Source organism: Candidatus Tiamatella incendiivivens (genome assembly GCA_015522635.1).
Lineage (GTDB): Archaea > Thermoproteota > Thermoprotei_A > Sulfolobales > Acidilobaceae > Tiamatella > Tiamatella incendiivivens.
The window spans coordinates 64,135-84,902 of record WALW01000019.1; the positions used below are offsets into that span (position 1 = coordinate 64,135).

26 protein-coding genes are annotated in these 20,768 nt (G+C 39.9%); 13 read left to right on the forward strand and 13 right to left on the reverse strand.

What is annotated here, in order from left to right; genetic code table 11:
• Nucleotides 1-6: 6 nt before the first annotated feature.
• Nucleotides 7-504 carry a PadR family transcriptional regulator gene (locus F7B60_03630; protein MCE4614599.1) on the forward strand — a complete coding sequence of 166 codons (498 nt, stop codon included), beginning with the start codon at nucleotides 7-9 and terminating at the stop codon, nucleotides 502-504.
• Here F7B60_03630 and F7B60_03635 read toward each other — a convergent pair.
• On the reverse strand, nucleotides 501-1,418 hold the full coding sequence (locus tag F7B60_03635; protein MCE4614600.1) for a DNA methylase: 918 nt from the start codon (nucleotides 1,416-1,418) through the stop codon (nucleotides 501-503). The genes F7B60_03630 and F7B60_03635 overlap by 4 nt on opposite strands.
• An 84-nt stretch (nucleotides 1,419-1,502) precedes the next feature.
• Between F7B60_03635 and F7B60_03640 the strand changes: the two genes are divergently transcribed.
• Both F7B60_03640 and F7B60_03645 read left to right on the forward strand, forming a co-directional pair.
• Nucleotides 1,503-2,135, forward strand: a complete 633-nt coding sequence (locus F7B60_03640; protein MCE4614601.1) for an alpha/beta hydrolase — start codon at nucleotides 1,503-1,505, stop codon at nucleotides 2,133-2,135.
• Nucleotides 2,136-2,170: 35 nt separating this feature from the next.
• Nucleotides 2,171-3,391, forward strand: a complete 1,221-nt coding sequence (locus tag F7B60_03645; GenBank protein ID MCE4614602.1) for a cysteine desulfurase — start codon at nucleotides 2,171-2,173, stop codon at nucleotides 3,389-3,391.
• Nucleotide 3,392: 1 nt separating this feature from the next.
• On the opposite strand, the gene F7B60_03650 is transcribed toward F7B60_03645, so the two are convergent.
• Both F7B60_03650 and F7B60_03655 read right to left on the reverse strand, forming a co-directional pair.
• Nucleotides 3,393-4,217 (reverse strand): hypothetical protein, encoded by an 825-nt coding sequence (locus F7B60_03650; GenBank protein MCE4614603.1) that lies wholly within the window; start codon nucleotides 4,215-4,217, stop codon nucleotides 3,393-3,395.
• Between the two features lie 199 nt (nucleotides 4,218-4,416).
• Complete coding sequence (locus F7B60_03655) at nucleotides 4,417-4,725, reverse strand: helix-turn-helix domain-containing protein (protein ID MCE4614604.1); 309 nt, start codon at nucleotides 4,723-4,725, stop codon at nucleotides 4,417-4,419.
• A gap of 206 nt (nucleotides 4,726-4,931) precedes the next feature.
• On the opposite strand from F7B60_03655, the gene F7B60_03660 reads away from it, so the two are divergent.
• The 3 genes from F7B60_03660 to F7B60_03670 all read left to right on the forward strand — a co-directional run bounded on the left by F7B60_03660 (nucleotide 4,932) and on the right by F7B60_03670 (nucleotide 6,468).
• Nucleotides 4,932-5,207: a hypothetical protein gene (locus F7B60_03660; GenBank protein MCE4614605.1), complete on the forward strand. Its 276-nt coding sequence runs from the start codon at nucleotides 4,932-4,934 to the stop codon at nucleotides 5,205-5,207.
• Nucleotides 5,208-5,579, forward strand: a complete 372-nt coding sequence (locus F7B60_03665; GenBank protein ID MCE4614606.1) for a DUF4234 domain-containing protein — start codon at nucleotides 5,208-5,210, stop codon at nucleotides 5,577-5,579.
• Between the two features lie 82 nt (nucleotides 5,580-5,661).
• Nucleotides 5,662-6,468 (forward strand): DUF4234 domain-containing protein, encoded by an 807-nt coding sequence (locus F7B60_03670; protein MCE4614607.1) that lies wholly within the window; start codon nucleotides 5,662-5,664, stop codon nucleotides 6,466-6,468.
• Here the strand turns inward: F7B60_03670 and F7B60_03675 are convergent.
• Both F7B60_03675 and F7B60_03680 read right to left on the reverse strand, forming a co-directional pair.
• On the reverse strand, nucleotides 6,428-7,093 hold the full coding sequence (locus F7B60_03675; protein ID MCE4614608.1) for a methyltransferase domain-containing protein: 666 nt from the start codon (nucleotides 7,091-7,093) through the stop codon (nucleotides 6,428-6,430). The genes F7B60_03670 and F7B60_03675 overlap by 41 nt on opposite strands.
• A 46-nt stretch (nucleotides 7,094-7,139) precedes the next feature.
• Nucleotides 7,140-7,412 (reverse strand): hypothetical protein, encoded by a 273-nt coding sequence (locus F7B60_03680; GenBank protein ID MCE4614609.1) that lies wholly within the window; start codon nucleotides 7,410-7,412, stop codon nucleotides 7,140-7,142.
• Between the two features lie 199 nt (nucleotides 7,413-7,611).
• On the opposite strand from F7B60_03680, the gene F7B60_03685 reads away from it, so the two are divergent.
• The 4 genes from F7B60_03685 (at nucleotide 7,612) to F7B60_03700 (ending at nucleotide 11,887) form a co-directional block, all read left to right on the forward strand.
• A complete protein-coding gene (locus F7B60_03685; protein MCE4614610.1) occupies nucleotides 7,612-8,778 on the forward strand; it encodes a citrate/2-methylcitrate synthase in 1,167 nt (388 codons plus the stop codon).
• Between the two features lie 180 nt (nucleotides 8,779-8,958).
• The gene (locus F7B60_03690) at nucleotides 8,959-9,672 is read left to right on the forward strand and encodes a hypothetical protein (GenBank protein MCE4614611.1); all 714 of its coding nucleotides are present in this window, start codon (nucleotides 8,959-8,961) and stop codon (nucleotides 9,670-9,672) included.
• A 74-nt stretch (nucleotides 9,673-9,746) separates the two neighbouring features.
• Nucleotides 9,747-11,099 carry an MATE family efflux transporter gene (locus F7B60_03695; GenBank protein ID MCE4614612.1) on the forward strand — a complete coding sequence of 451 codons (1,353 nt, stop codon included), beginning with the start codon at nucleotides 9,747-9,749 and terminating at the stop codon, nucleotides 11,097-11,099.
• 50 nt (nucleotides 11,100-11,149) lie between these two features.
• On the forward strand, nucleotides 11,150-11,887 hold the full coding sequence (locus tag F7B60_03700; protein MCE4614613.1) for a 3-oxoacyl-ACP reductase FabG: 738 nt from the start codon (nucleotides 11,150-11,152) through the stop codon (nucleotides 11,885-11,887).
• A 20-nt stretch (nucleotides 11,888-11,907) separates the two neighbouring features.
• On the opposite strand, the gene F7B60_03705 is transcribed toward F7B60_03700, so the two are convergent.
• The 3 genes from F7B60_03705 to F7B60_03715 form a co-directional block, all read right to left on the reverse strand.
• Nucleotides 11,908-12,324 carry a DMT family transporter gene (locus F7B60_03705; GenBank protein MCE4614614.1) on the reverse strand — a complete coding sequence of 139 codons (417 nt, stop codon included), beginning with the start codon at nucleotides 12,322-12,324 and terminating at the stop codon, nucleotides 11,908-11,910.
• A gap of 192 nt (nucleotides 12,325-12,516) precedes the next feature.
• Nucleotides 12,517-12,705: a DUF5679 domain-containing protein gene (locus tag F7B60_03710; protein ID MCE4614615.1), complete on the reverse strand. Its 189-nt coding sequence runs from the start codon at nucleotides 12,703-12,705 to the stop codon at nucleotides 12,517-12,519.
• A gap of 287 nt (nucleotides 12,706-12,992) precedes the next feature.
• On the reverse strand, nucleotides 12,993-13,376 hold the full coding sequence (locus tag F7B60_03715; GenBank protein MCE4614616.1) for a CBS domain-containing protein: 384 nt from the start codon (nucleotides 13,374-13,376) through the stop codon (nucleotides 12,993-12,995).
• A gap of 150 nt (nucleotides 13,377-13,526) precedes the next feature.
• On the opposite strand from F7B60_03715, the gene F7B60_03720 reads away from it, so the two are divergent.
• Nucleotides 13,527-13,859, forward strand: a complete 333-nt coding sequence (locus F7B60_03720) for a hypothetical protein (protein MCE4614617.1) — start codon at nucleotides 13,527-13,529, stop codon at nucleotides 13,857-13,859.
• 8 nt (nucleotides 13,860-13,867) lie between these two features.
• Here the strand turns inward: F7B60_03720 and F7B60_03725 are convergent, their stop codons facing one another.
• On the reverse strand, nucleotides 13,868-14,989 hold the full coding sequence (locus tag F7B60_03725) for a PhoH family protein (GenBank protein MCE4614618.1): 1,122 nt from the start codon (nucleotides 14,987-14,989) through the stop codon (nucleotides 13,868-13,870).
• Nucleotides 14,990-15,113: 124 nt separating this feature from the next.
• On the opposite strand from F7B60_03725, the gene F7B60_03730 reads away from it, so the two are divergent.
• Nucleotides 15,114-15,908: a carbon-nitrogen hydrolase family protein gene (locus F7B60_03730; protein ID MCE4614619.1), complete on the forward strand. Its 795-nt coding sequence runs from the start codon at nucleotides 15,114-15,116 to the stop codon at nucleotides 15,906-15,908.
• 100 nt (nucleotides 15,909-16,008) lie between these two features.
• Here the strand turns inward: F7B60_03730 and albA are convergent, their stop codons facing one another.
• From albA to F7B60_03745, 3 genes are all read right to left on the reverse strand, one after another.
• Nucleotides 16,009-16,302, reverse strand: a complete 294-nt coding sequence (albA, locus tag F7B60_03735; GenBank protein MCE4614620.1) for a DNA-binding protein Alba — start codon at nucleotides 16,300-16,302, stop codon at nucleotides 16,009-16,011.
• Between the two features lie 103 nt (nucleotides 16,303-16,405).
• Nucleotides 16,406-17,344, reverse strand: coding sequence for a tRNA 2-thiocytidine biosynthesis TtcA family protein (locus F7B60_03740; GenBank protein ID MCE4614621.1), 939 nt, complete (start codon nucleotides 17,342-17,344; stop codon nucleotides 16,406-16,408).
• A gap of 19 nt (nucleotides 17,345-17,363) precedes the next feature.
• Nucleotides 17,364-17,675 (reverse strand): hypothetical protein, encoded by a 312-nt coding sequence (locus F7B60_03745; protein MCE4614622.1) that lies wholly within the window; start codon nucleotides 17,673-17,675, stop codon nucleotides 17,364-17,366.
• Nucleotides 17,676-17,756: 81 nt separating this feature from the next.
• On the opposite strand from F7B60_03745, the gene F7B60_03750 reads away from it, so the two are divergent.
• Nucleotides 17,757-18,110 carry a hypothetical protein gene (locus F7B60_03750; GenBank protein MCE4614623.1) on the forward strand — a complete coding sequence of 118 codons (354 nt, stop codon included), beginning with the start codon at nucleotides 17,757-17,759 and terminating at the stop codon, nucleotides 18,108-18,110.
• On the opposite strand, the gene F7B60_03755 is transcribed toward F7B60_03750, so the two are convergent.
• On the reverse strand, nucleotides 18,107-20,593 hold the full coding sequence (locus F7B60_03755) for a tRNA(Met) cytidine acetyltransferase TmcA (protein ID MCE4614624.1): 2,487 nt from the start codon (nucleotides 20,591-20,593) through the stop codon (nucleotides 18,107-18,109). The two genes, F7B60_03750 and F7B60_03755, sit on opposite strands and share 4 nt — an antisense overlap.
• Nucleotides 20,594-20,768 lie beyond the last annotated feature (175 nt).

Genomic DNA, 20,768 nt, shown 5'->3' on the forward strand with positions numbered 1-20,768 from the left:
CTAAGCGTGAATACTAGTCCATCAGCTTCCAATCCTTTTTATCTTAGAACAAGGTTCACCGTGTTACTACTCCTTGCAAATGGAGAGATGCATGGCTATCAGATAATTAAGTTCCTCAAGACTATTAAGCTAGGGGAAAGGAACCCTGGTCCATCTACTATATATCCCATACTACACCGGTTAGAAAGAGACGGTTTAATTCAGTCCTTATATAAGGAAGGAGAAAAGAGGAAGGCTTATATGATAACAGATAAGGGAATGGCGTTCCTGAAATCTAGGATTAAGATCGCTAGAGAGTTCCTGTCTTATTTTCAGGGCATACTAGATTTAGTTGAAGCAAAAATTGACAGTTACAAACCCAGAAAAGCTAACTATGGGAAAATGCTGAGAGAAGCATATGATTCCATGTACGTGTTATGTGAAAGAATTAAGATTACCTTAGAAGAGATCAATAGGGAGATTCCTGAGGAGAAAGCCGGGGGGGAAATCAAGCCAGTATGTTAACGTCTCCTCTTCATAGTACTATACCTGTATTTTTTCTCTTCACCCTCATAGACTGGTTTTCTCATAATATACAATTTCTCGTGTTTAATCATGAGGAAATCTCTACTATACCTCTCCCAATACACTTGCGTATCCTTAATCTTATGCTGTATCTTTACAATTTCCTCCATAAGAATAAAGCCAGGCTCAAGTATCTTCTTAAGAGCATAGATTGAAACAGGAACATAGTGCCGTTTCCTCCTCGAGTCCCCGAGAAGAATGGCGAAAACTCCTCCAGGTACTAGTACCCTGTATATCTCATTTGAGATTATACCTAATGCATCGAGGTATCTTTTCAAGCTTTTTTCGTTCGATAAGTCTCCATTTATATTGGTTGAATATTTAAGTGACCTCCAATAAGGAGGGTGAGTGGCAACTAGTTTTACTTCATTCTCCTGGACTTTATCTAGGTCCCTAGCATCCCCAGCGTATAGTTCTATAGCTTCCAGAGGTTTCATAGGATTATCTGGGCTGAGTTTCTCAGAGAGTGCATAGAGGCGATGCCATGCAAGAACCAATGATTGCACATTTATATCTACACCTATACATCTACGTTTGAGGAGTAATGCCTCGATACACGTAGTCCCTGATCCCACCATGGGATCTAGAACTGAATCTCCTTGTTGAGTATATGATTCTATTAGAATCCTTGGTAGTTGAGGAGGCCAATTACCTCTATAATCGCTTCTATGGGAAGCCCATCTCCCCCTCTTAGGGAAACTCCAAACACTCCCATATACCAAGCCAAGCTCCTCTTTTCTAGGTTCAAGCCTGGAGACCTTAATTCGTTTGAGAGGAATTTCTCTGCCTCCTACTATCACCTTATTATTTTTCTTAATAAACTCAAAGTATCTGGTTACTTCAATCTTTTCCAACTAAACCTCCCTTAAACCTCTCGTTGTAATATTCAGTATATAATAGATTCAACCTAAAACAATCACTATTATCGGTGGAGGACAATGACAGGGAACTGTTTTGTTGAAAAAACAATTGAAACAACCTATGGGAATGTCTATGTGAAATTATCCCAAGATTCCAGCCTTAATATTCCAATTATTCTCCTACATGGATTTAGTTTCACAAGCGACGTTTGGAGTGAAATAGGATTACTTGAAGTCTTATGTAAAGAGGGCATCCCCTTTATCGCCCCGGATATGCCTTACGGCATGAAGGTTAATAGATCCTTTAAATCAAGAGACCCCGATAAGAATGTATACTTGATAGGGGAAATCATAAGTGCCTCTGGATTCGATAAAAACTATATGGTTGGCGCAAGTATAGGTGGATATATTTCTTTGAAGTATGCAGTGGAGAAGAACAACGTAGTAGGCATGACACTAGTTGCTCCAGTTAATCCCCTAGAACATAATATCATACTCTATCTTAGAGAGAATGCCTTACCTATCCTGCTCATTTATGGTGAAAACGATAACGTAGTCGATTTATCAGAAATGAAGAGGTTCGCAGATGAAACCATGAAAACCAGACTGCTCGTATATAAAGAAGCTCCCCATCCCGCGTACTTGAAGTCCCCGAATAGGTTCGCAGCAAACGTAGTAGGTCACTACAAGGAAGTAATAGGATTATTTTAGTGGAATACAAGATATATATGTAGGTGTGCAATACATTGTTTGACGTAGGAAGAGTGAGATCAGATTTTCCTGAGCTCCAAGAGGGCTTGGTTTATTTAGACAATGCTGCAAGTACTCTCAAACCCGTAAGTGTAATTGAGGCAATGAAATTATTTTCCCTACATGAATACGCTAATGTCCACAGAGGAGCATACAAGCTGAGTATAGAAGCATCAATCAAATATGATAAAGCTAGAGAAAAAGCTGCAGATTTTATAAAAGCTGAACCCAGCGAAGTAGTCCTTACATATAATTCAACTGATAGTCTGAGGAGAATAGCACTTATCCTACTAGGAAACAGAATAGTTTCAAAGGGAGATGAAATACTAATAACAGAGGCAGAACATCATAGTAATATACTACCTTGGAGAGGACTGGCTAATTTAACAGGTGCAACTCTAAGACTCCTACCCGTTAATAATGAAGGAGTCCCTCGATGGGATCTTCTAGATGATTATCTTACAGAAAAAACTAAGGTATTCTCATTCGGCCATGTCTCTAATGTGACTGGAAGCATAGCTCCTGTTCGAGAAGTTTCGAGGAAAGCCAAAGAAAAGGGTGTAATCGTAGTTCTTGATTCTGCACAGGGAGCTCCTCATCTCAGTATTAATGTGAGGGAAATGGGGATAGATTTCCTTGTTTTCAGCGGGCATAAAATGCTCGGTCCCACAGGTATAGGAGTTCTGTGGATGAAAAAAGAGTTCTCCGAAAAATTTGATCCTGTTTTCGGTGGAGGAGGAACCATCAGAGATGTAATCAAAGATAATGGTAACTTGAATGTAGAATGGGGTAGACCGCCACTGAAATGGGAAGCCGGTACTCCGCCTATTATTGAAGCGATAGGGCTAGGTAAGGCAATTGAATACTTAGAAAAACTTGGTATGCATGAGATTACCAAGTATGAGGAAGAATTAACTGGTTTTCTGTTCGATTCACTAGAGGATTCTATCGGTGATAAGATAAGGATACTAGGACCGTTGGATCCTAGGAAAAGGCTTGGTATTATTAGCTTCACAGTGAAAGGCTATACAGTGGATGCCGTAGCTCTCTATCTATCGAGAAAAGGAATTGCAGTGAGAATAGGGAAACATTGTGCACATCCACTACACTATGCGTTAGAAGCGAATGATGGTAGTGTTCGAGTGAGCCTTTACTTGTATAATACGAGAGAGGAAGTGGAGAAATTCATAGATACTCTTAAATCACTGATAAAATGATTCACGGTATTCTCATTACCTTGAATCTCCCGTTTTTGAAAGCCACGTGGAAACCATCCCCCTTAGGGGAAAGATCCTGGACTGTCCATTCATAGGACTCTAGCTTATCTGCAATTGTACTTGATACAACAGCCTGTAAATCTTCTTTCATGGCGTAGCTCATTCTATAATAATTTAAAACTTTAGTATCGCCTCTCTTATCATCTGCAAGGAAGGTGTAAGTATAAAGATCCGAATTTGATTCATCGTTTACTTCATTCAATATCAGTACAGAGATATTTAAAGCGGTTTTAGTATAGTCTTCCAAGTCTCTGATAGCCTGGACTATACCACCTTTATTTCTAGCTAGATAAACAGCTATAAGGTAACTATCTGGGTAGAGTTTACCGTAACCAGGGATTCCTCCCATCTCTTTGTTTAACTCGTCTCCACGGATAGAGCCGTTATGTCCTACTGCTAGTATACTACCGTCTTTGCATGTGGAGATGAATGGATGGACAGCCAATAGGCCTTTAGGCATGTTTTTGCTTGCATGCCTTGAGTGCATGAAACCGAAGGAATATTCGGAATCCATTATTAGTTTGGTCAGTCCTGTGAGTCGAGTATACTCTATTGTATTATAGATAGGGTTGAGTGTTTTTGAATGTATAAAGCTCCCTTTATCTCTGTGGGTGTATAAGGCATAACCCCATCCATCACTGTGGCTTACATTACCATATAGCTCCTCTAGGTACATATCCATTCGACTAGAGTCTATTAGCGCATCTACTAATTCAGGCATAGCCTGTGATCCTTCTCTCGTCCAGAAAGCAGCCATTCTACACATATCTTCTTCCACCGTCTTAGCTAAATTCTAGTTCTCTAATTTCAAGACAGTTATAATAGAAATATAAGATAGTTGCGTAATACATTTTATGCTTGAGTTTATAAAGTAAACGATGGGTATTATCGTTGATCACATGTAGTTTTCCTAGCGAAATACGGTTGATCAAAGTAATACTGGAAAATAAGAAATAGAAGGATTATTATAGACCTAGCTTCTTAACCGCATAATACACTGTCGAGACAGGACGGCCTAGTTTCTTGCTAATAGCATAAAGACTCGTTCCTTGTTTATACATTCTCTTTATCTTGTTTAATTCATCTTTAGAAAGGTAACCTCTGTGATTATAGTTCCTTCTTCTCCTCTTTATTCTACCTTGCTTTTCCAGCCTATTTATTGCTTTATATACCACGCTCATACTGTTATGGCAATGTTTCACTATTTCTTTAATAGGCTTGTCTTCCTTGTATAATTTCTCTACGATATCCACACATTCATCAACTAGCGACATAACTTACACCCTTCCATAAATCTTAGAAATGATAATTCAAGGTAATATAGGTTTTCCAATACAATTACTCCTAGAAAAGGACAAAACGATTGTTAACCTATTTATTTCCACACATTAAACAGTCACATATAATGTGAGGTGTTTAATTTATAAGTATAAATAATATAGCCCAAGATATACGTATGAGAAATGAAACTGATTATATAATGCCTCCCTGGCTGCCATTCCTACCAGTATTATTCTCCTTCCTAGTATTCGTCTCCATAATTATAACAGGAGAACGCGGAATCATAGGTATGGCTGGCGTTGGAGTCCTATATCTAGTTGGAGCAATAATAGGATTGTACGTTATGTATGAGTGGATTGACAGGCGGAATAAGCATTTTAAAAGAACTCGAATGTTATATCAGGATCAAGCTGGTCATTTTGAATTGAGAGGAACGAGTGAAGAAACTGACTCGATTAAAAGGACATTAAGATAAATGAATATTAACTTTCCTGAGAGAAGCCCTGTACTCTGGACGGTTCTATCAGTAATAACAGGAGGACTACTAGCATTATATGTTCTCCATTTCCTGAACAAGGACTTCTATCACCACGACCAAAGAGAGTTCTATATATGGGAGGACCTGGGCAAAGCTATGGAGAAACTCGGTCAGCCGCTATCGACGAGGACCTTCTTCAGAATACCAGATAGGAACACTGTAATTTACATAGTGCTAACTCTAGTCACTGCAGGGCTCTTTGGATTCTACTGGGTATACGTAACAACAGTTGATCCTAATGAACATTTTAAGCAACACAGGTTACTAGAGGGCGAACTATTAGATAAGATTGAGAAGCTTGAAACATAACCATCCTTTTTAATGAAACTTTAACCACTTTTTTATTCCACGAGAACATCAATATCCAGTGGGATTACTTGGTGTACCACCTATGAGTACAATCGAAAGATTAAAACAAGATATACGTATGAGAAATGAAACTGATTATATAATGCCTCCCTGGCTGCCATTCATTTCTATACTACTCTTACTAATCGGGGCTATGCTATTAATAGCAGCCTTAGCCCTTTCTGATATGAACAATATCTCATCGCTCCAAGAAACCACTATAACGATAACAAGAAACAAAAATATTGTAGGCCTAAACTTAGAGGCTGCTACCGGCTCAAGTATCCTCGGTGCAAGCACGGCATTAATGGTTCTAGGCGGTCTCATTCAGCTATATGTTATATATAAATGGGTTGACAGAATGAACAAACACTTCAAACGCACCACATTATTCTACAAAGATCTAGCAGAATATTTCAATGAGAAGGGGCTTACAAAGAGGGCGGAATCTTTGAGAAACATCATCAGGCAGATGGAATTAGATCAAACTGAGCACGGGCCATTCCTATGGGTTATACTCGTCTTGATAATTAACATTCTAATATACTATGTCTACCATTTTCTAACCAAGGATTTCTATATACATAACAGGAGAGAGCTATATCTATGGGAGGAAACGTCAAAAGCTATGGAAGAATTAGGGTATCCGCTAATCTTTAGATCAATATACAGTATACCAAATAGAAATACTGTTCTATACTTCATTCTCTCATTGATCACTATGGGACTATTCCAGTTATACTGGGTTTATACCTTAACAGTCGATCCAAATAACCACTTTAAAGAGCATATTAGATTAGAGGATGAACTTATTGATAAGATTGAGAAGTTTGAGGAAAACTTGGCTTAAATCTCAAACATACAAACCCCTCCCCCCCTATACATTTTCTTGGCCCTTCTCTGAACGGAGTATCTTCAGGATGAAAACTTAGTGTACCCATACATTTTTCTAACTCTAAATTCATCCGAGATGCAATTCGTATCAACTCGTTTATCGTGTAGAACCTAGCTACCCTGTAGAATAAATGACCTGCTTTTGAGAGTTTAGTATAGTATTTCCCCCAAGGGCTATCACGTGGAACTATGCAAAGGATAATTCTCCCATCTCCCTTTACGACCCTCACTGCTTCTTTAAGAACGAGGTTAGAGTTATCAACGAAGCATATAGTCACTATAATCAAAACCGTCTTAAATACCCTTGATCTTGATGGAAGGGATTCGCCTAATCCCTGTATAACCTCGATTCTCCTTTTCTTCGCTTTCAAAAGCATGTTATAACTAGGATCCAATCCTATGTCGCATACTACTTTACTGGCGAACCATCCTGAACCTACTCCCACCTCAAGGCAAGGATGGTATGGATAGTCCAGGGCTTGTTTAACTGTTTTTAATTCATTGAGGGCTATTATTGTGTTCTCTGAATACCAGTTATCATATTTTTCATGGTATTTGTCAAAAATACCTGCAGTCGACAACGATCGTCTACCTAGGAATCTATTTTAAACGGGGGGTTTATTTTACCTATACAAGTAAGCCTTTCGCTACCGTACTTAAATGAAGATTACCGCTTCTGTCTAGGTAGCTAAGCTCTGAGTCTAGGAGGACCTGTATTGCCCTGTCAATAATAGGGCTCCATGACCCGTCTACTGCGTAGAGATCACTGCATTCATTGAGTTTTCTAATTAGAATGTAATGCAGCTCCTCGGGTGGTACTCCTTCCGGCTCTTTCTCTGATATCTCCTTAACAGTCTCCACTATAATGTCCCTAGTAGGGTCCAACATGCAATTAGTCATCTCAGCATCCCTGCCATAATATTCTATCGTGATAACAATTCAATAGTTAAACCCTGATACTACTACGGTATGCCTAGAGTAATCCGCTAGTAATATTGTGGAATTACACGTTTGTTTAGTAAGGATAGGTTAAATAGGCTTTTATACGAGGCGATAATGCAAATTATATATGCAAATCCATTATGGGGTGAATCATGATATGGCACAACAACAATATATCCGTGCACCTAAAGGGTTAGCCGGAGTAATTGTAGACCAAACGCATCTAAGTGGGGTTGACCCATCTGGACAAGCAACTATCTATAGAGGATATACCATTGATGACATAGGAGAACACGCTAGCTTCTACGAAGCAGCCCACCTATTCCTCTACGGCCATCTGCCATGCGAGGATGAACTGAAGGAGATAAAGAAGAAAATAGACTATGAGAGGGGGAATATTCCGGAGAAACTCTTCGACGCATTGAAATTGTCTCCAGCAACACATCCAATGTACTATGGTTCCTATGGTGTGACGCTTCTCGGGCAGTACTTAGCACCTGAATGGGACTTCTCCGATGAAACATTATTTGATCATGCAATAAAACTAATAGCTAAACTGCCTGTAGTATTCACTGCAGGATGGAGTTTAGCTAGAAGTGGAACCCTAATCAGACCTGATTCAAGCCTCGACCACGCGACAGACGTACTGAGGATGATAACGGGAAGAATGCCAAATAAAGTAGAAGCAAGGGCATTCGAATCCAGCCTAGTCCTCTACATGGATCACGGTTTCAACGCTAGCACATTTACTGTAAGAGTCATAGCTAGTACACTAAGCGACATATATAGTGCAGTAGCTGGTGGCGTCGGAGCACTTAAAGGCCCATTACACGGGGGAGCAAACGAGAAGGCCATGACAATGTTCCTCGAAGCAGAGAAGGAGGCCAAAGCAAAGGGTGTACCGCTCAAGGAATACATTGCTGAGTACATTAAAGACAAGCTGGCTAAAAAAGAGAAAATCATGGGGTTCGGCCATAGAGTCTATAAAGTCCACGACCCGAGAACTGATGTACTAAGAAAATACATTGAACAACTAGAAGGTGGACACTACTGGATAGAAGTTCTAGAAGCCTCTGAGAAAGTTGTGAAGCAAGAGAAGAATCTACCGGCAAACGTTGACCTATACACTGCGCCACTATACTATCTACTTGGAATACCTATACCCATGTACACACCTATATTTGCTATGGGAAGAATAGTTGGATGGACAAGCCATTACATAGAGCAAGTCAAGAACAACAGGATAATAAGACCAACTGAAGAGTTCGTAGGTCCAACGGGATTAAAGTACAAGCCTATTGAAGAAAGGAAGTGCGGGCAGTAAAACCTCCATATTCTTTTTATTTTATAATTAAGCCACACAATTCCTTTATGGTGGATAGTCTTCGGAGAATGGCTTCTCTACACGCTCATCGTCTTCTTAGGATTCGGCATAGGCAACAGTACCGTAAAAGAAGCCACGATCAGAGGATTAAACGCCTCACTCTTCTTAGCTGCATCCTACATGCTTGCTACACTCCTACTCGTACCTTTCTCCCTAAAAGAAGGTATTACACTAATAGATATATCATATGGAGTTATCGGTGGATTACTGGTTGCACTAGGCAGTTACGGTGCATATAAGGCCGTAGAAGAGCTTGGCGGAGTAGCTGCATTTCCCTTAGTTAACCTTTCATATATCATTCCAATGACATACGGTACCTTAGTATTAGGTGAATCATTGTCAACCTATAACTCAATAGGCCTTATCCTTGCCGCAGTATCAATCCTTTTCTTTGCAGGTAAACCAGGCAGTCTCAACTGGAAAGGAGTCCTGTGGCTTATTATAGGTTTCGTGGGGTTCGGATTTACGGATGTTGCCTTAAAAATGTATGGATCCCATGGCGGGGCTCACATAGCTTCACTTAGCTTTATAGTAAATATGTTTGTAGCTATTTATCTAGCGGTGAGCCTAAGGAAAGAGAGTTTGCCTTTAGAGAGGAAATCGAACACTATTTTCCTATTTTTATCTCTACTAAACGGTATACTTCTGGGCATTTCAACATTTTCACTGATCAAAGCCTTTAGTATGGGGCCTGTCAATAAGATTTCGCCAATTGTGAAGCTCAATACCGTTATACCTGTATGTTATAGTATTGTTAGAGGAGAGCAGCCTAGCACTTCCATACTGACTGGCTCTGTTTTGGCTATCATCGCTGTTTTCCTACTATCATTATAGTCTGATTACATTCATTTTATAATCATATAGGCGATATATGTTCTAATTCAAGTAGTTAAAATAGGTGCCATCAGTTGGGGCCAGCAAACTTTCTGAGAGGAAAGTATGCGAAGGAAGCAATAAGAATAGGCTGGCCCCTTGTTATAGTAGAATCACTCGATAGTATAGTCTCAATAACCGACACCTTCTTTGTCTCCCGGTTAGGCGATGATGCGATAGCTGGGGTCGGATTAGCCTCGTATATAGGGTGGTTACTATCTGTTTTCGGATCACTCTACTACGTAGGAGTAATGGTACTTGTTGCCCAAGCAGTTGGGTCGAAACAGATTAAAAAAGCCAGTAAAATAGTTGGTGAATCACTATCGGCATCAGCGCTCATAGCTATACCTATAGTTCTCCTGGGTTATACATATGCAAGCCAGCTTATAGGCTTGATAGGTGGAACAGGAACCGTTCAATACTTAGGTTCTAGTTATATGAGTCTTAGAGTCGTAGGCTTAGAGTTTTGGTTCATACTCTTGGTGTTAGACGCGTCGTTCAGAGGTTCAGGTGTGACAAAACCGCTCATCTACTCGTCTGTAACAACAGCAACAGTAAACACTATACTAGACCCCCTTCTTATATACGGTTATCTGGGCTTCCCTCGCATGGGTGTTCGCGGCGCCGCTTTCGCATCTGTAATAAGCATAGCACTGGGAGCATTACTTGATTTCTTATTAACTACTAGATTTCTTGAATTCTCAGCTAAACCCCGAATACCTTCATTCTACGCGGTGCATGCGGCGAGAGTAGGATTCCCCGCATTTGTTGAAAGAGTAGTTTTCGCTGGTGGAAATAATCTCTATATGAAATCTATTAGTACCTGTGGGGCGATCACTATAGCAGCCCACACAATAGGTGTGCGAATAGAATCGATAGCATACATGCCAGCATTTGCTGTTAGCACCGCAGCATCAAGTATAATTGGACAACTAGTCGGAGCAGGAGAAGAGAGTGAAGCACGTAAAGCGGGATTCGAGATTGCAGGGATAACGGCACTACTTATGCTAGTGGTGGGTATGCTTCTAGTTGGAATATCACCGTTCGCCCCTGAAGCCTTTACCAGCAATCCTGAGACAAGGAGACTAGCAATGATCTACCTTATCCTAGCAGGTGTCTCAGAACCCGGACTAGGAGTGATAATGACCATAGGAGGATCCATTCGTGGAGCGGGAGAGACTAGAGTTCCGACTATTATAAATCTAGCAAGCCTATATGCTGCCCGCATACTACCAGCATACATTATTGCATCAAACCATATAGCACTCATGGGCATATGCCCACTAGGACAATGGCTTTCAATGGATCTTGACATAGGGGTCAGAACCGTAATTTTCATATATGTATACTATAGGTTTATACATAGATTGACCAAGAAACTTGTATAATGTTTATCAATAAGACAAAGTTAAAAAAATAATGTACTTGGTGACCATCTATGAACCTTTATGACCTCAAAGGAAAAACCGCTCTTGTAACAGGCTCATCCAGAGGTATTGGAGCTGCCACAGTTTTAGCATTTGCTAAACGAGGAGCCAACATTGTCATAAACTATAATACAAGCAAGGAAAAGGCTCTTGAAACTGCTGCCAAAGCCAAAGAGTATGGTGTTGAGGCAATAGTTGTAAAAGCTGATGTAGGTGACTGGGAGGAAGCTGGGAAGCTTGTAGATGAAGCTGTAAACGCGTTTGAAGGTATAGATTACCTAGTCAATAATGCCGGTATATTTGAATTGAAACCATTCATTGAAACTAGACCAGATGACTGGTATAGAATGCTTAAAACCCACGTTCTCGGAGCCATGAATGTTACAAGGAGAGCACTACCATATATGAGGAAAGGGGGTGGAATCGTCAATATTTCAAGTATTGTTGGTGTAAAACCCTCTCCTGGCCCAGGTAGAGTAAGCTATTCTACCGCAAAAGCTGCATTGGTAGGTTTTACGATTAGTCTAGCTGTAGAGCTAGCTGATAAAGGAATTAGAGTTAATGCCGTTGCACCGGGACTTACATTAACTGAAATGGTGGTTAAAGGAATACCTAATCTAGATGAAAGAGCAAAGAAGATACCTGTTAAACGTATAGGTACTCCTGGAGAGATAGCTGAGGCTATAGTCTTTATGGCAATTCACCCATATATAACTGGAGAGGTACTAGTAGTTTCGGGTGGAGAGTAAATCTACCTATTCACCAATTTTTATTCTAGAGACAAAAGAATAACACCTGTTAATGCTAACAGTATCCCTGCAATTTTCTTGGGATCCGCTTGTTCTCCGAGAAATATGTATGACAATATGAATGTGACTGCTGGATAAATACTTGTCATAGCAATAATTGTCCCTGCTGATGCTTTTTCAAGGGCTTTTATGACGAATAGATAACCCAGTGTTCCGAATACACCTGCAGTTAAAATAACTAACAATGATATACCTATTAGTATTTTTGGTTTGTATGCTAGGTATATCCATGGAATAACTAGGAAGGGAGCTAATGATGCAACAATGTAAACAGCTACTCCTGTCATACCTCTCATAGTTGCATATTTGATTAGGACCCCCCATAAACCCCAAGCAAGTATTGCCATTATGCCGTAGAATAGTGTTCTAGAGTCCAAAAGGCCCCCCTCTAATACTTTGGACTGATATGTTGTTTATACTTGATTTCTTACTATAAAGTTGTAATTATCTTTCTAGGTGCTTGAAATAGTATAGGTAGAGTTTAGCGGATGAAAATCTAGTTCATATTACTGCAATACATATAGTAAGGGAAGATTATTTAAAAAGTTGAAAAAGAATGATTTGGCTGATTAGGCTAGGCCTAGATCTTTAAGTGTCTTCTCGCTTACAAATTTGTAGGTTATGCCACAGTCACCGGGACATACGGCTTTTATGGCTTTCCTGCCGTTCTTGAGTGTAACAACCTCATAGTTGTTTGTCTTCATTTTCTTCCTGCACTTAACACAAAATACTTCTATTTCAGGCTTTTTCTTGGCCATGGGTTTTCACCCATTATTTTTAGTATATAATTTTTACATTAAAAGCGTTATGGTGAATATCACCATTATTAATAAAAAATTTTAACTCATTTACATCTTTACCTATCAAAAATTTTTCAAAAGGTAATACCCCCCGCAAAGAGCTCGCCGTTTCCGGCTCTCCTCACAGCCAAACAATCCTGTAAGGCTCTGGAGACCCTCTTCACTTCAACGCTCTCCGCGGGGGTTAGTTAAGAGATATAAACTTGGAGAAAGATAAAATTATGGAATAATAGGTAGGTTGATACTTAATATACGCTTAAATCTATGTCTGAAAGACTAACCACACCAACTAGTTGGCTATTCTCGTCTATTACAGGTAAATGCCGTGCCTTTATCTTAGCCATAACCTCTTTCGCTTCTTCCACCGACGCTTCAGGAGATACTGTCACAGGATCTTTGGTCATGACCTCCTTTATCTTAGTCTCATAGGAGAGTTCTCTTACCACAACTCGCTTAAGAAGGTCACGTTCAGAAAATATACCAACAACCCTGCCCTCCTTATTAACGACTGGTATAGCGCCTATATTCAATTCAGCCATCTTTTTAACAGCATCAAAAACAGTCTCATCTTCTCTTACTGTAACAGGGTTTTTCAACATTACATCTTTGACTTTGTACTCCTGACTCAACCTCTCTCACCCATATCTTTCTTATGAGCCTTTTCCACTTTCTATATTCTTTTAAACAGATAATTATATACATGCGTGGAGGCTTACCTAAATAAGGATGGATGTAATATGTATACTAGCGTGATAGAAAAGTTTTTGAGGTGTGTTTGAATGGAAGATAACCGAGAGGTTTCTAAGACAAAAGCAATCTTTGAGGGAGAAGCTAAGATAGGTGAGATTATGGGTGGATTCCAAGCTATTAACCTCTCGCCCGAGGATATAAGCTCTCCTCTATCCTTTCAGATGGCTCTAACTAGAATCTACGAAACTCTGATGAAGAACATAGAAGAAGGCCCTAAGAAGAAATACTTTGCAGAGGTAAGATTTAAGGATGATATGGGGAATCCCGTAGTGATTAGTATTGATCTGGGCAATAAACCTCCTCTGTTCTCGAATAATAAGGTTAAAGCTAGAGTTCTAGTGGAGATATACGAGGAAGATTGAACCAGCTTTCACTTCCTCTTCTTAGGAGGTAACGGTTCTTCTACCTTGACTCCCACACCTATCAACCTTCTTAATGAGTCTTCGAGAAATTTAGCATAGAATCCTTTCTGCCCTATGAAAGCTCCAATACCGTCCCTTGCAATGACAAACACTATATCAGACCCTACTAAATCAGCCTTCCTCACATGTTTATGAACCCAACCTACAGGATGTATAGCTCTTACCACTTCGGTAAAATCTAAAGTCAATTCTAAACCTCTTATTCTAGCGTTTAACTCCTCTTCAAGTCTACTTATTCTCTCACCACCTGATCCTATCAAGCGAGGTAAGTGCCCTTCCTTGACTATAAGGACTATATCAGGAGTATGCTCACTAGAAATTTTCCATTTCTCCTTCAAAGATTCAAGGTCTAATGCTGTGATGACAGCTGCATCCGGTGCGATTCTTGAAGCACCATTTAACGCGTCCTCCTCTGCTTTTGATAGCTTCCTTCCTCTCATCCTAGCCTCGAATAGTAACTTGATACCCAGCTTGGCTCCTGGCCTTACAATATCTCTTATTCCTAGGTCGACAACTTCAGTTCCATCCAGTTCTCCTAGAAGTAAGCTCCTAGCAATTTTCGCTGAATTAACCTTTCTAGCTTGAAGTATAGGATCACCTATAATTATTAACCTGGAATTCTCACCTAGCCGTAAAACTATTTCAGAAACTACATCCGGTGGAACATTCTGAATATCATCCATAATTATGAGGGAATCATCAAAACTCCTTCCTCTAAGTAGGTGCGGGTGAACATAGAGGATTTTACCTTTAGACTCCAAGTCTTCGAGAACCCTAGTATCAACAAACCTGTATACAAGATCTCGAAGATAGGCCCTTACGGACTCCTTCCATACCTCATGGTTCTTCAATAATGGGAGTTCGCTACTGGTTTCAATATCGATTAACGGTTTTGAAATTACAACTCTCTTGTATACACTATTTAATATTGAGTCAATCGCGTATAGTAAGCTTATCATGCTCTTACCCGTCCCGCTTGGACCGAATACGCCAACTATCTTGCTTTTGTTAGTCTTAAGTACTTTAAACAGCCTTTTCTGACCGGTCGTTTTAGGGGTTACTTTTCCCATCAAACTCACAATCATCACCATAATATTGAGTTTAAAAAGCAGATTTTAATAAAGACAAGGAAACTTTCAGGCATTCTCTTTTTAATATGCCAAGCTTTTCACTCCAAACATGGAGGGATATGGTTTGGTTAGAGTCAAAATAGGTGTTCTACAATTTCCTAGGGATGATGAAGTTCTAGAGAAAAATGTTGAGAAAGCTAGAGAACTAATTCAATCGTCAACTGCTGATCTAATATTCATGTCTGAGAACTGGTTATCGAAAAAACCTGTTGACATTGTTGAGTACATGAATATCGTTGAGAACCTCTCTATGACAAGGGAGGACGCGTATGTTTTCTCAGGATGCCAATACGTAAAGCTTGGTAATACTATTAGAAGCGTCGGATTAGCAGCAATAACCGGTGAGAGTAGGATTTCATGCGAAAAAATATATCCATCTAATGCTGTAGGGGAAAGAGGTAAGATTTCTCCGGGAGTTTACATAGATCCTGTTCCTACTAAAGCGGGGCTTGTTGGTTGTGTAGCATGTGTAGATATAATGTACCCTGAAATTGCCAGGCTCCACGCACTGAGTGGAGCGGTATTGATATATAATCCTGCCAGCATGCCGTATGATAGGCTAAATCTGTGGCACAGTATAGGTGTAGCTAGGGCCGCTGAGAACCAAGTCTTTTATGTAGGGGTAAACACTTTGGGCACTACTTACGTTGACGGGCGGCCTACGGTAGGCGGTAGCTTCGTAGTTGATCCCACAGGGAACATAGTCTTCAGTGTTACAGAAGAAGAGGGATTGTTCGAGGTCGATTTAGATCTATCAATGATAGATGAGATTAGGGAAAGAAGACGCTATATTGACGATGTGAAGGAGACTGTTTCATCTTTCTATGATAGATTTAGGTTTATGATGACTCATAGATGAAGGAGACTTCATTATAATATAATGTGTTGAGAAGAGAGTTTTTCAGAAAAACTGTTGCTGTTATTCAGTTCCTTCCATTAGAATGTTTTTTAGAACCTGTTTAGACCTTGGCAAGTACTATCTCTACTGTTGAGACCCTGCTGGTTCTTCCGTCGGGATTGGTTACTTGCTGGCTGCCGATGGTGACTGATTTAACGTCAAGGTTCTTGAGGAACCTGTTCCTTACTATCTCTGCTGTATCGACTGCCTTGCATATGCTCCTGCCGCGTGCCTTGATTATTACTTCATTGGCATCTGTGTTGCTGAGCAGGGTTAGTGTCGCTAATACATAGTTCATTACAGGTTTCTTACCTATTAGAATTACGTTTGCAGGTGTGGGTGTTTCTTCTTCCATGTTTTCTCACCTTTTCCCTTTATATATGTATTTATGCCTCTACGGCATGTTGTTTAGTTGCTATTTGTTTGTAGTCGTCCTTATATTCTATAAAAACCTTTCTTCATCTATTACGCTCTTCTGCTAGGATGCGTCTTATTCTACAGAAACTACATACCTTCCCTGAAGTAGGCATACCGCATATTTTGCACTCGTTAAGCTTTTTAGGCTTCGCTTTTATTGAAGGTATAAGTTTACTCCAAAGATTTGTAATGTACATTGATTTGAAGCCGGGTATAATACTTTCTATTTCCTCTATTTTACCAGCTAACATAGCTGCCAGTTTTTTCTCTGGAGGCTTATATGGACAGGGCTTTTTTACTATAGGTAATCTGTTGGCTACAATGTAATTACTGGCTTCCTTATTAGAGATCAAGCATAACGGCCGTATTTTCATCACGAGTTTAGGGTGAGTAGACTCTTCTCCTGGAAGTTGTTTAGCTAGTTCTAAAATTTGACCAGTAACTATATTTGTTGTTGCAAACCGTAAGATATCATCTAGATTATGTCCTGTTGCTATAGCATTGAATCCGTTCTCTAGTGCATACTTGTTCAGGATATATCTTTTAACTGTACCACACACGCTGCACGGTGGTCTATTAATCTTCTTGCTGAAGTAGTAGTCTGCTGCTTTCTTTATTGAAAAGCCATACTCCCTTCTTAGATCCACATATGTAACATTTATGCCTATGAGATAGCTTAGCTTATATACTATCTCCCTTGATTCTTTACTGTATTCAGGAATACCTAGGTCGATGTGTATGCCCTCCATCTCTATTTTGTCTCCATACAACTTGTGCAATACATAGGAAAGTGTAGTACTGTCTTTTCCACCAGATAATCCTATTAGAAGTCTCTTAACTCCCCCGAGTAGGGCATAGCGTTTAACGCATCTGTCTACTTTCGATTCTATAAACCTTGAATAATGCTCCTTACACAAATACCCCTTATACTCATCAACGTAAACGTATCCTGGTTTACCGCAGATCCTACATCTAGCCATATGATGACACCTGAATACTCTAGTGCTCGTTAATTCTCAGTACTTCCATTGAGGATACATCCATTAGAACTGAAACCCCTATATTACCTCTTCTGGATACCCATAATACCTTGATCTTATCCTTCACAGGGCTTTCAACAACTACTGCACTAGCTTTAGGTTCTTCCTCAAGGAATCTACGTACTTCTTCGAGGTTCAAAGTTTTCTCAATATGCTCTCTGTATTTATTAATCAATCTCTTCGTGGCTAATACAGATCTAGCCATTACAATTACTATTATTATTGTCAGTATCACTGCAAGCCAAAAGGCTAGGCCTATCTCTATTATCATTATCCATCATCCTAACCTTTCTGTCTGTATGCAAGTGTATTTATCTGGTTTCCTATGTAAAAGATGATAGGTGCAATATGTATGTGTGATTGCAAGGGCCTTGAAGGCTGGAGCCTAGTAAAGTGTTTAGCCCCTCCTAGAGGGGAGTATGAGGTTATTGTTAAGCTTAAAATTGGGAGTGTATTAGCGGTAAATAACGAAGGATTCTTTCTGCGAGTAAAGAGGCCCGAGGGCGGCCTCCCGTTTATATCAACGGATGACACTCCGGTTAATCCGAAGGAACTTGATGCAAAAGGACTTGTATCATGGGATGAAGTGCTATGTGATACAGTGAATATGCTCCTTAAAGCATCTACCTATGGATCGAGTTATGCTAAGAAGAAAATAGAGGATTGCAAATACATTGTTAAAATAATACTGGAGAACTGTGTTTAGAACTTCAAGCCCAGATCATCTGCCTTTACACCTACCTCATAGTTGATGTTTAATTTGTACCAATCTTCGCCTAACTTTCTCACAGCATCCTTAAGTTCTAGTGTTACTTTGTGCCTGAACACCTTGAGCTCAGATGACACATCCTCCCATTTTCTGCCTTGGAGAACTTTTCCAATGAGAATCTTCTCTTTTAACTCATCTAAAACCGGCTGAGGATTTGGTGTTGTATAGAAATAATGCTTGGTTAGTTCTAGTACTATATCTGTAGCCGCCTCATAAGTCATAGGTCCGTAACTATATACCCATAGTCTGTCAAGGTTCACGGGGGATAATGTAGGTGGGTGTTTATTGGTTTCAATCTGGGGGTTCATATAGAGCATCTGGTGTGCTATATCTATCTCAAGGTCCTTATATGTGTCATAAAGACTGTTTAACAGTTTAGACTTGTATAGTGCGGTACTATAAGTAACTAATTCGGATGATATCTTGGTTATAGGCTTCAAAACCAGTATAGTGTACTCGCCGCTAACCGGGTTTCTATCAGGACTTATGTGTAGAACGTAAAAGCCGTTTTTAATCCAAAACCTTAGTAATTTTTCGTTGACACCGAACCCTGAGCCAAGCCAATCCAAACCTGTATCTACGGATTCCATATATATTTTTGACAACATGAAACTTCCTATACCTCTATCTTGAACTTCCGGGTGAGTTGCTATTCTAACTATTCTTAGACCCTTCATAAATCCATATTCTTTAACTCTATGATGCTTTAGCATTCTATCTGGAATTATATTTCCAGGGATCTTATCGCCCCTGAGAAGACTGTTTATTACCTCATCGTCTAAATCCCCCTCATACGCAGCTTGAATAGCTCCTACTATTTTCCCTCCTCTTACTGTTTTGGTTATCCTAATAATGTGGTGCGGTGCATCGGCTAATATGGCGAGATCGTCTGGCTCGTTCCTATAATGTGCAAGTACATATATCGAGAAGAGCCTTCTAAGCGTTTCCTCACCCTCTAGAGAGAATAGCCAGTATGGGTCGATTTTTTCATATAACAGTCTCCCTAAAGTTATATCTTCCTGGTCGATATCATCCAGCATGTCAACTTCAGCGTCCAATATTAACGCGTCAAAAAGCCATTTCTCGACAGGGTCCTCTTTACCATACCTGATAGGCTCATTCATATCGACGTGTTTGACTACTGTAGACGGATCTTCTTTAATTGTTTTAAGGAACCTTATTGAGAACCCCCTGCCAGCACCTTCATATCCATGTATAGTAGAGGCAAAAACTATACGTCGATGACGTCTCCAGATCTTATGGAGCAGTGGAACGTGTATACCAGAAGCCTCATCAACCGCTACTATGTCGCCTGATAGCTTGGGTATCATTAAAGGCTCCCAATATTCTAGGCTAAACCCGTCTCCCTGAATTTCAATTATTTTTCCATTCTTCTCTTTCGGCTTGGGATTTAATCCGAGTAATTCTGAACCTTTTATCGCTAATTGAAACAGGCTTTGGATGCTATCCAGGCTTGGTGCTGTGACTAGTACTCTAACCCTGTGTTTATGCTTTCTGAGAGTATATGCAAACCCTATTAATCCCAAGCCTACGGCACAGCTTTTTCCCCTCCCTCTATCTGCTGTAACTACTAGAATCTTCTTTCTACTTTTATGGGGTTTTTCATAGAACCATTCCATTGTTTTTATAACATCAATTTGATCCTGAGTTAGAGATAACTTGTATATTCCCTTTGGATACATGGTCTCTTCTGGTATCCTTATAACTCTCTTGGTTATGCATGCCGTTAGTTCCGGTTTTCCGGAGAGTAGCCTTCCCTTATCTACGTTATATACGAATAAACCTGTATTATGCTCACGTAGTTTCCTCTTGAACCAGGAAATGAAAATATGCCGTGTATTACTGTACCCCGGTGCAAGGAGATTCTGCTTGAAAATAGTTAAGAAAGTATCCCATTCCTCCCATGGAGGGGTCTGAAGTATTATCATCCCTCCACCTTGGACTATACCTATTAGCCTTCCAACATCATTCGGCTTCAAATCATTTGAAAGGTCAAGGACTAGAGCTTGAAAAGTTGTTCCAAGATATTTCTCTGAGACCTCATATACCGCTGTTGTTTGCCTGATTATCTTAGAGCGGTTCTTGATTGTTTTTCTAACAATCTCCTTCCTAAGAAGCGCGTCCTTATACTCGTCATGGAAGACATATAACAGGTTTATTTCCTCTTTGAGCTTCTTCCTAGCAACCTTTTCATAGTATAGCAAGAGCCTCGCTGTTAACGATCCTATTGCTGATGGATTCCTACCTGAAAAAACAACTAGGACACGGTGATTGTTATCTATCGCAATGGACAATGCTTTCCCTATCTTTGTTTGTACTCTCGGGAACCCGCTAGGTATATGGCCAGCTAGGTTGCCAGAGATTTCAATAGCCTTCTCTTCGATTTCTCTTCTTACCAAACTGATTCCTCCCATAAGGATAATACTAGGTAGGATAAAGGCTTAAAACGTGAAGCAAAAAACTCGATCGAATGCTAATAGGAAATAGTTAAAGTTAGATATATTAACCTTAAAAATATTGGCAAAAATAATATAAAACTCGCTTTATACAACGTAAATACAGGTCAGGTGACCT

Coding starts and splice junctions, on each gene's coding strand:
- F7B60_03640 (MCE4614601.1), top strand. CDS start 1,503: ATGACAGGGAACTGTTTTGTTGAAAAAACAATTGAAACAACCTATGGG.
- F7B60_03650 (MCE4614603.1), bottom strand. CDS start 4,217: ATGTGTAGAATGGCTGCTTTCTGGACGAGAGAAGGATCACAGGCTATG.
- F7B60_03655 (MCE4614604.1), bottom strand. CDS start 4,725: ATGTCGCTAGTTGATGAATGTGTGGATATCGTAGAGAAATTATACAAG.
- F7B60_03660 (MCE4614605.1), top strand. CDS start 4,932: ATGCCTCCCTGGCTGCCATTCCTACCAGTATTATTCTCCTTCCTAGTA.
- F7B60_03665 (MCE4614606.1), top strand. CDS start 5,208: ATGAATATTAACTTTCCTGAGAGAAGCCCTGTACTCTGGACGGTTCTA.
- F7B60_03670 (MCE4614607.1), top strand. CDS start 5,662: ATGAGTACAATCGAAAGATTAAAACAAGATATACGTATGAGAAATGAA.
- F7B60_03680 (MCE4614609.1), bottom strand. CDS start 7,412: ATGACTAATTGCATGTTGGACCCTACTAGGGACATTATAGTGGAGACT.
- F7B60_03685 (MCE4614610.1), top strand. CDS start 7,612: ATGGCACAACAACAATATATCCGTGCACCTAAAGGGTTAGCCGGAGTA.
- F7B60_03690 (MCE4614611.1), top strand. CDS start 8,959: ATGCTTGCTACACTCCTACTCGTACCTTTCTCCCTAAAAGAAGGTATT.
- F7B60_03700 (MCE4614613.1), top strand. CDS start 11,150: ATGAACCTTTATGACCTCAAAGGAAAAACCGCTCTTGTAACAGGCTCA.
- F7B60_03710 (MCE4614615.1), bottom strand. CDS start 12,705: ATGGCCAAGAAAAAGCCTGAAATAGAAGTATTTTGTGTTAAGTGCAGG.
- F7B60_03720 (MCE4614617.1), top strand. CDS start 13,527: ATGGAAGATAACCGAGAGGTTTCTAAGACAAAAGCAATCTTTGAGGGA.
- F7B60_03725 (MCE4614618.1), bottom strand. CDS start 14,989: ATGGGAAAAGTAACCCCTAAAACGACCGGTCAGAAAAGGCTGTTTAAA.
- albA (MCE4614620.1), bottom strand. CDS start 16,302: ATGGAAGAAGAAACACCCACACCTGCAAACGTAATTCTAATAGGTAAG.
- F7B60_03740 (MCE4614621.1), bottom strand. CDS start 17,344: ATGGCTAGATGTAGGATCTGCGGTAAACCAGGATACGTTTACGTTGAT.
- F7B60_03745 (MCE4614622.1), bottom strand. CDS start 17,675: ATGATAATAGAGATAGGCCTAGCCTTTTGGCTTGCAGTGATACTGACA.
- F7B60_03750 (MCE4614623.1), top strand. CDS start 17,757: ATGTGTGATTGCAAGGGCCTTGAAGGCTGGAGCCTAGTAAAGTGTTTA.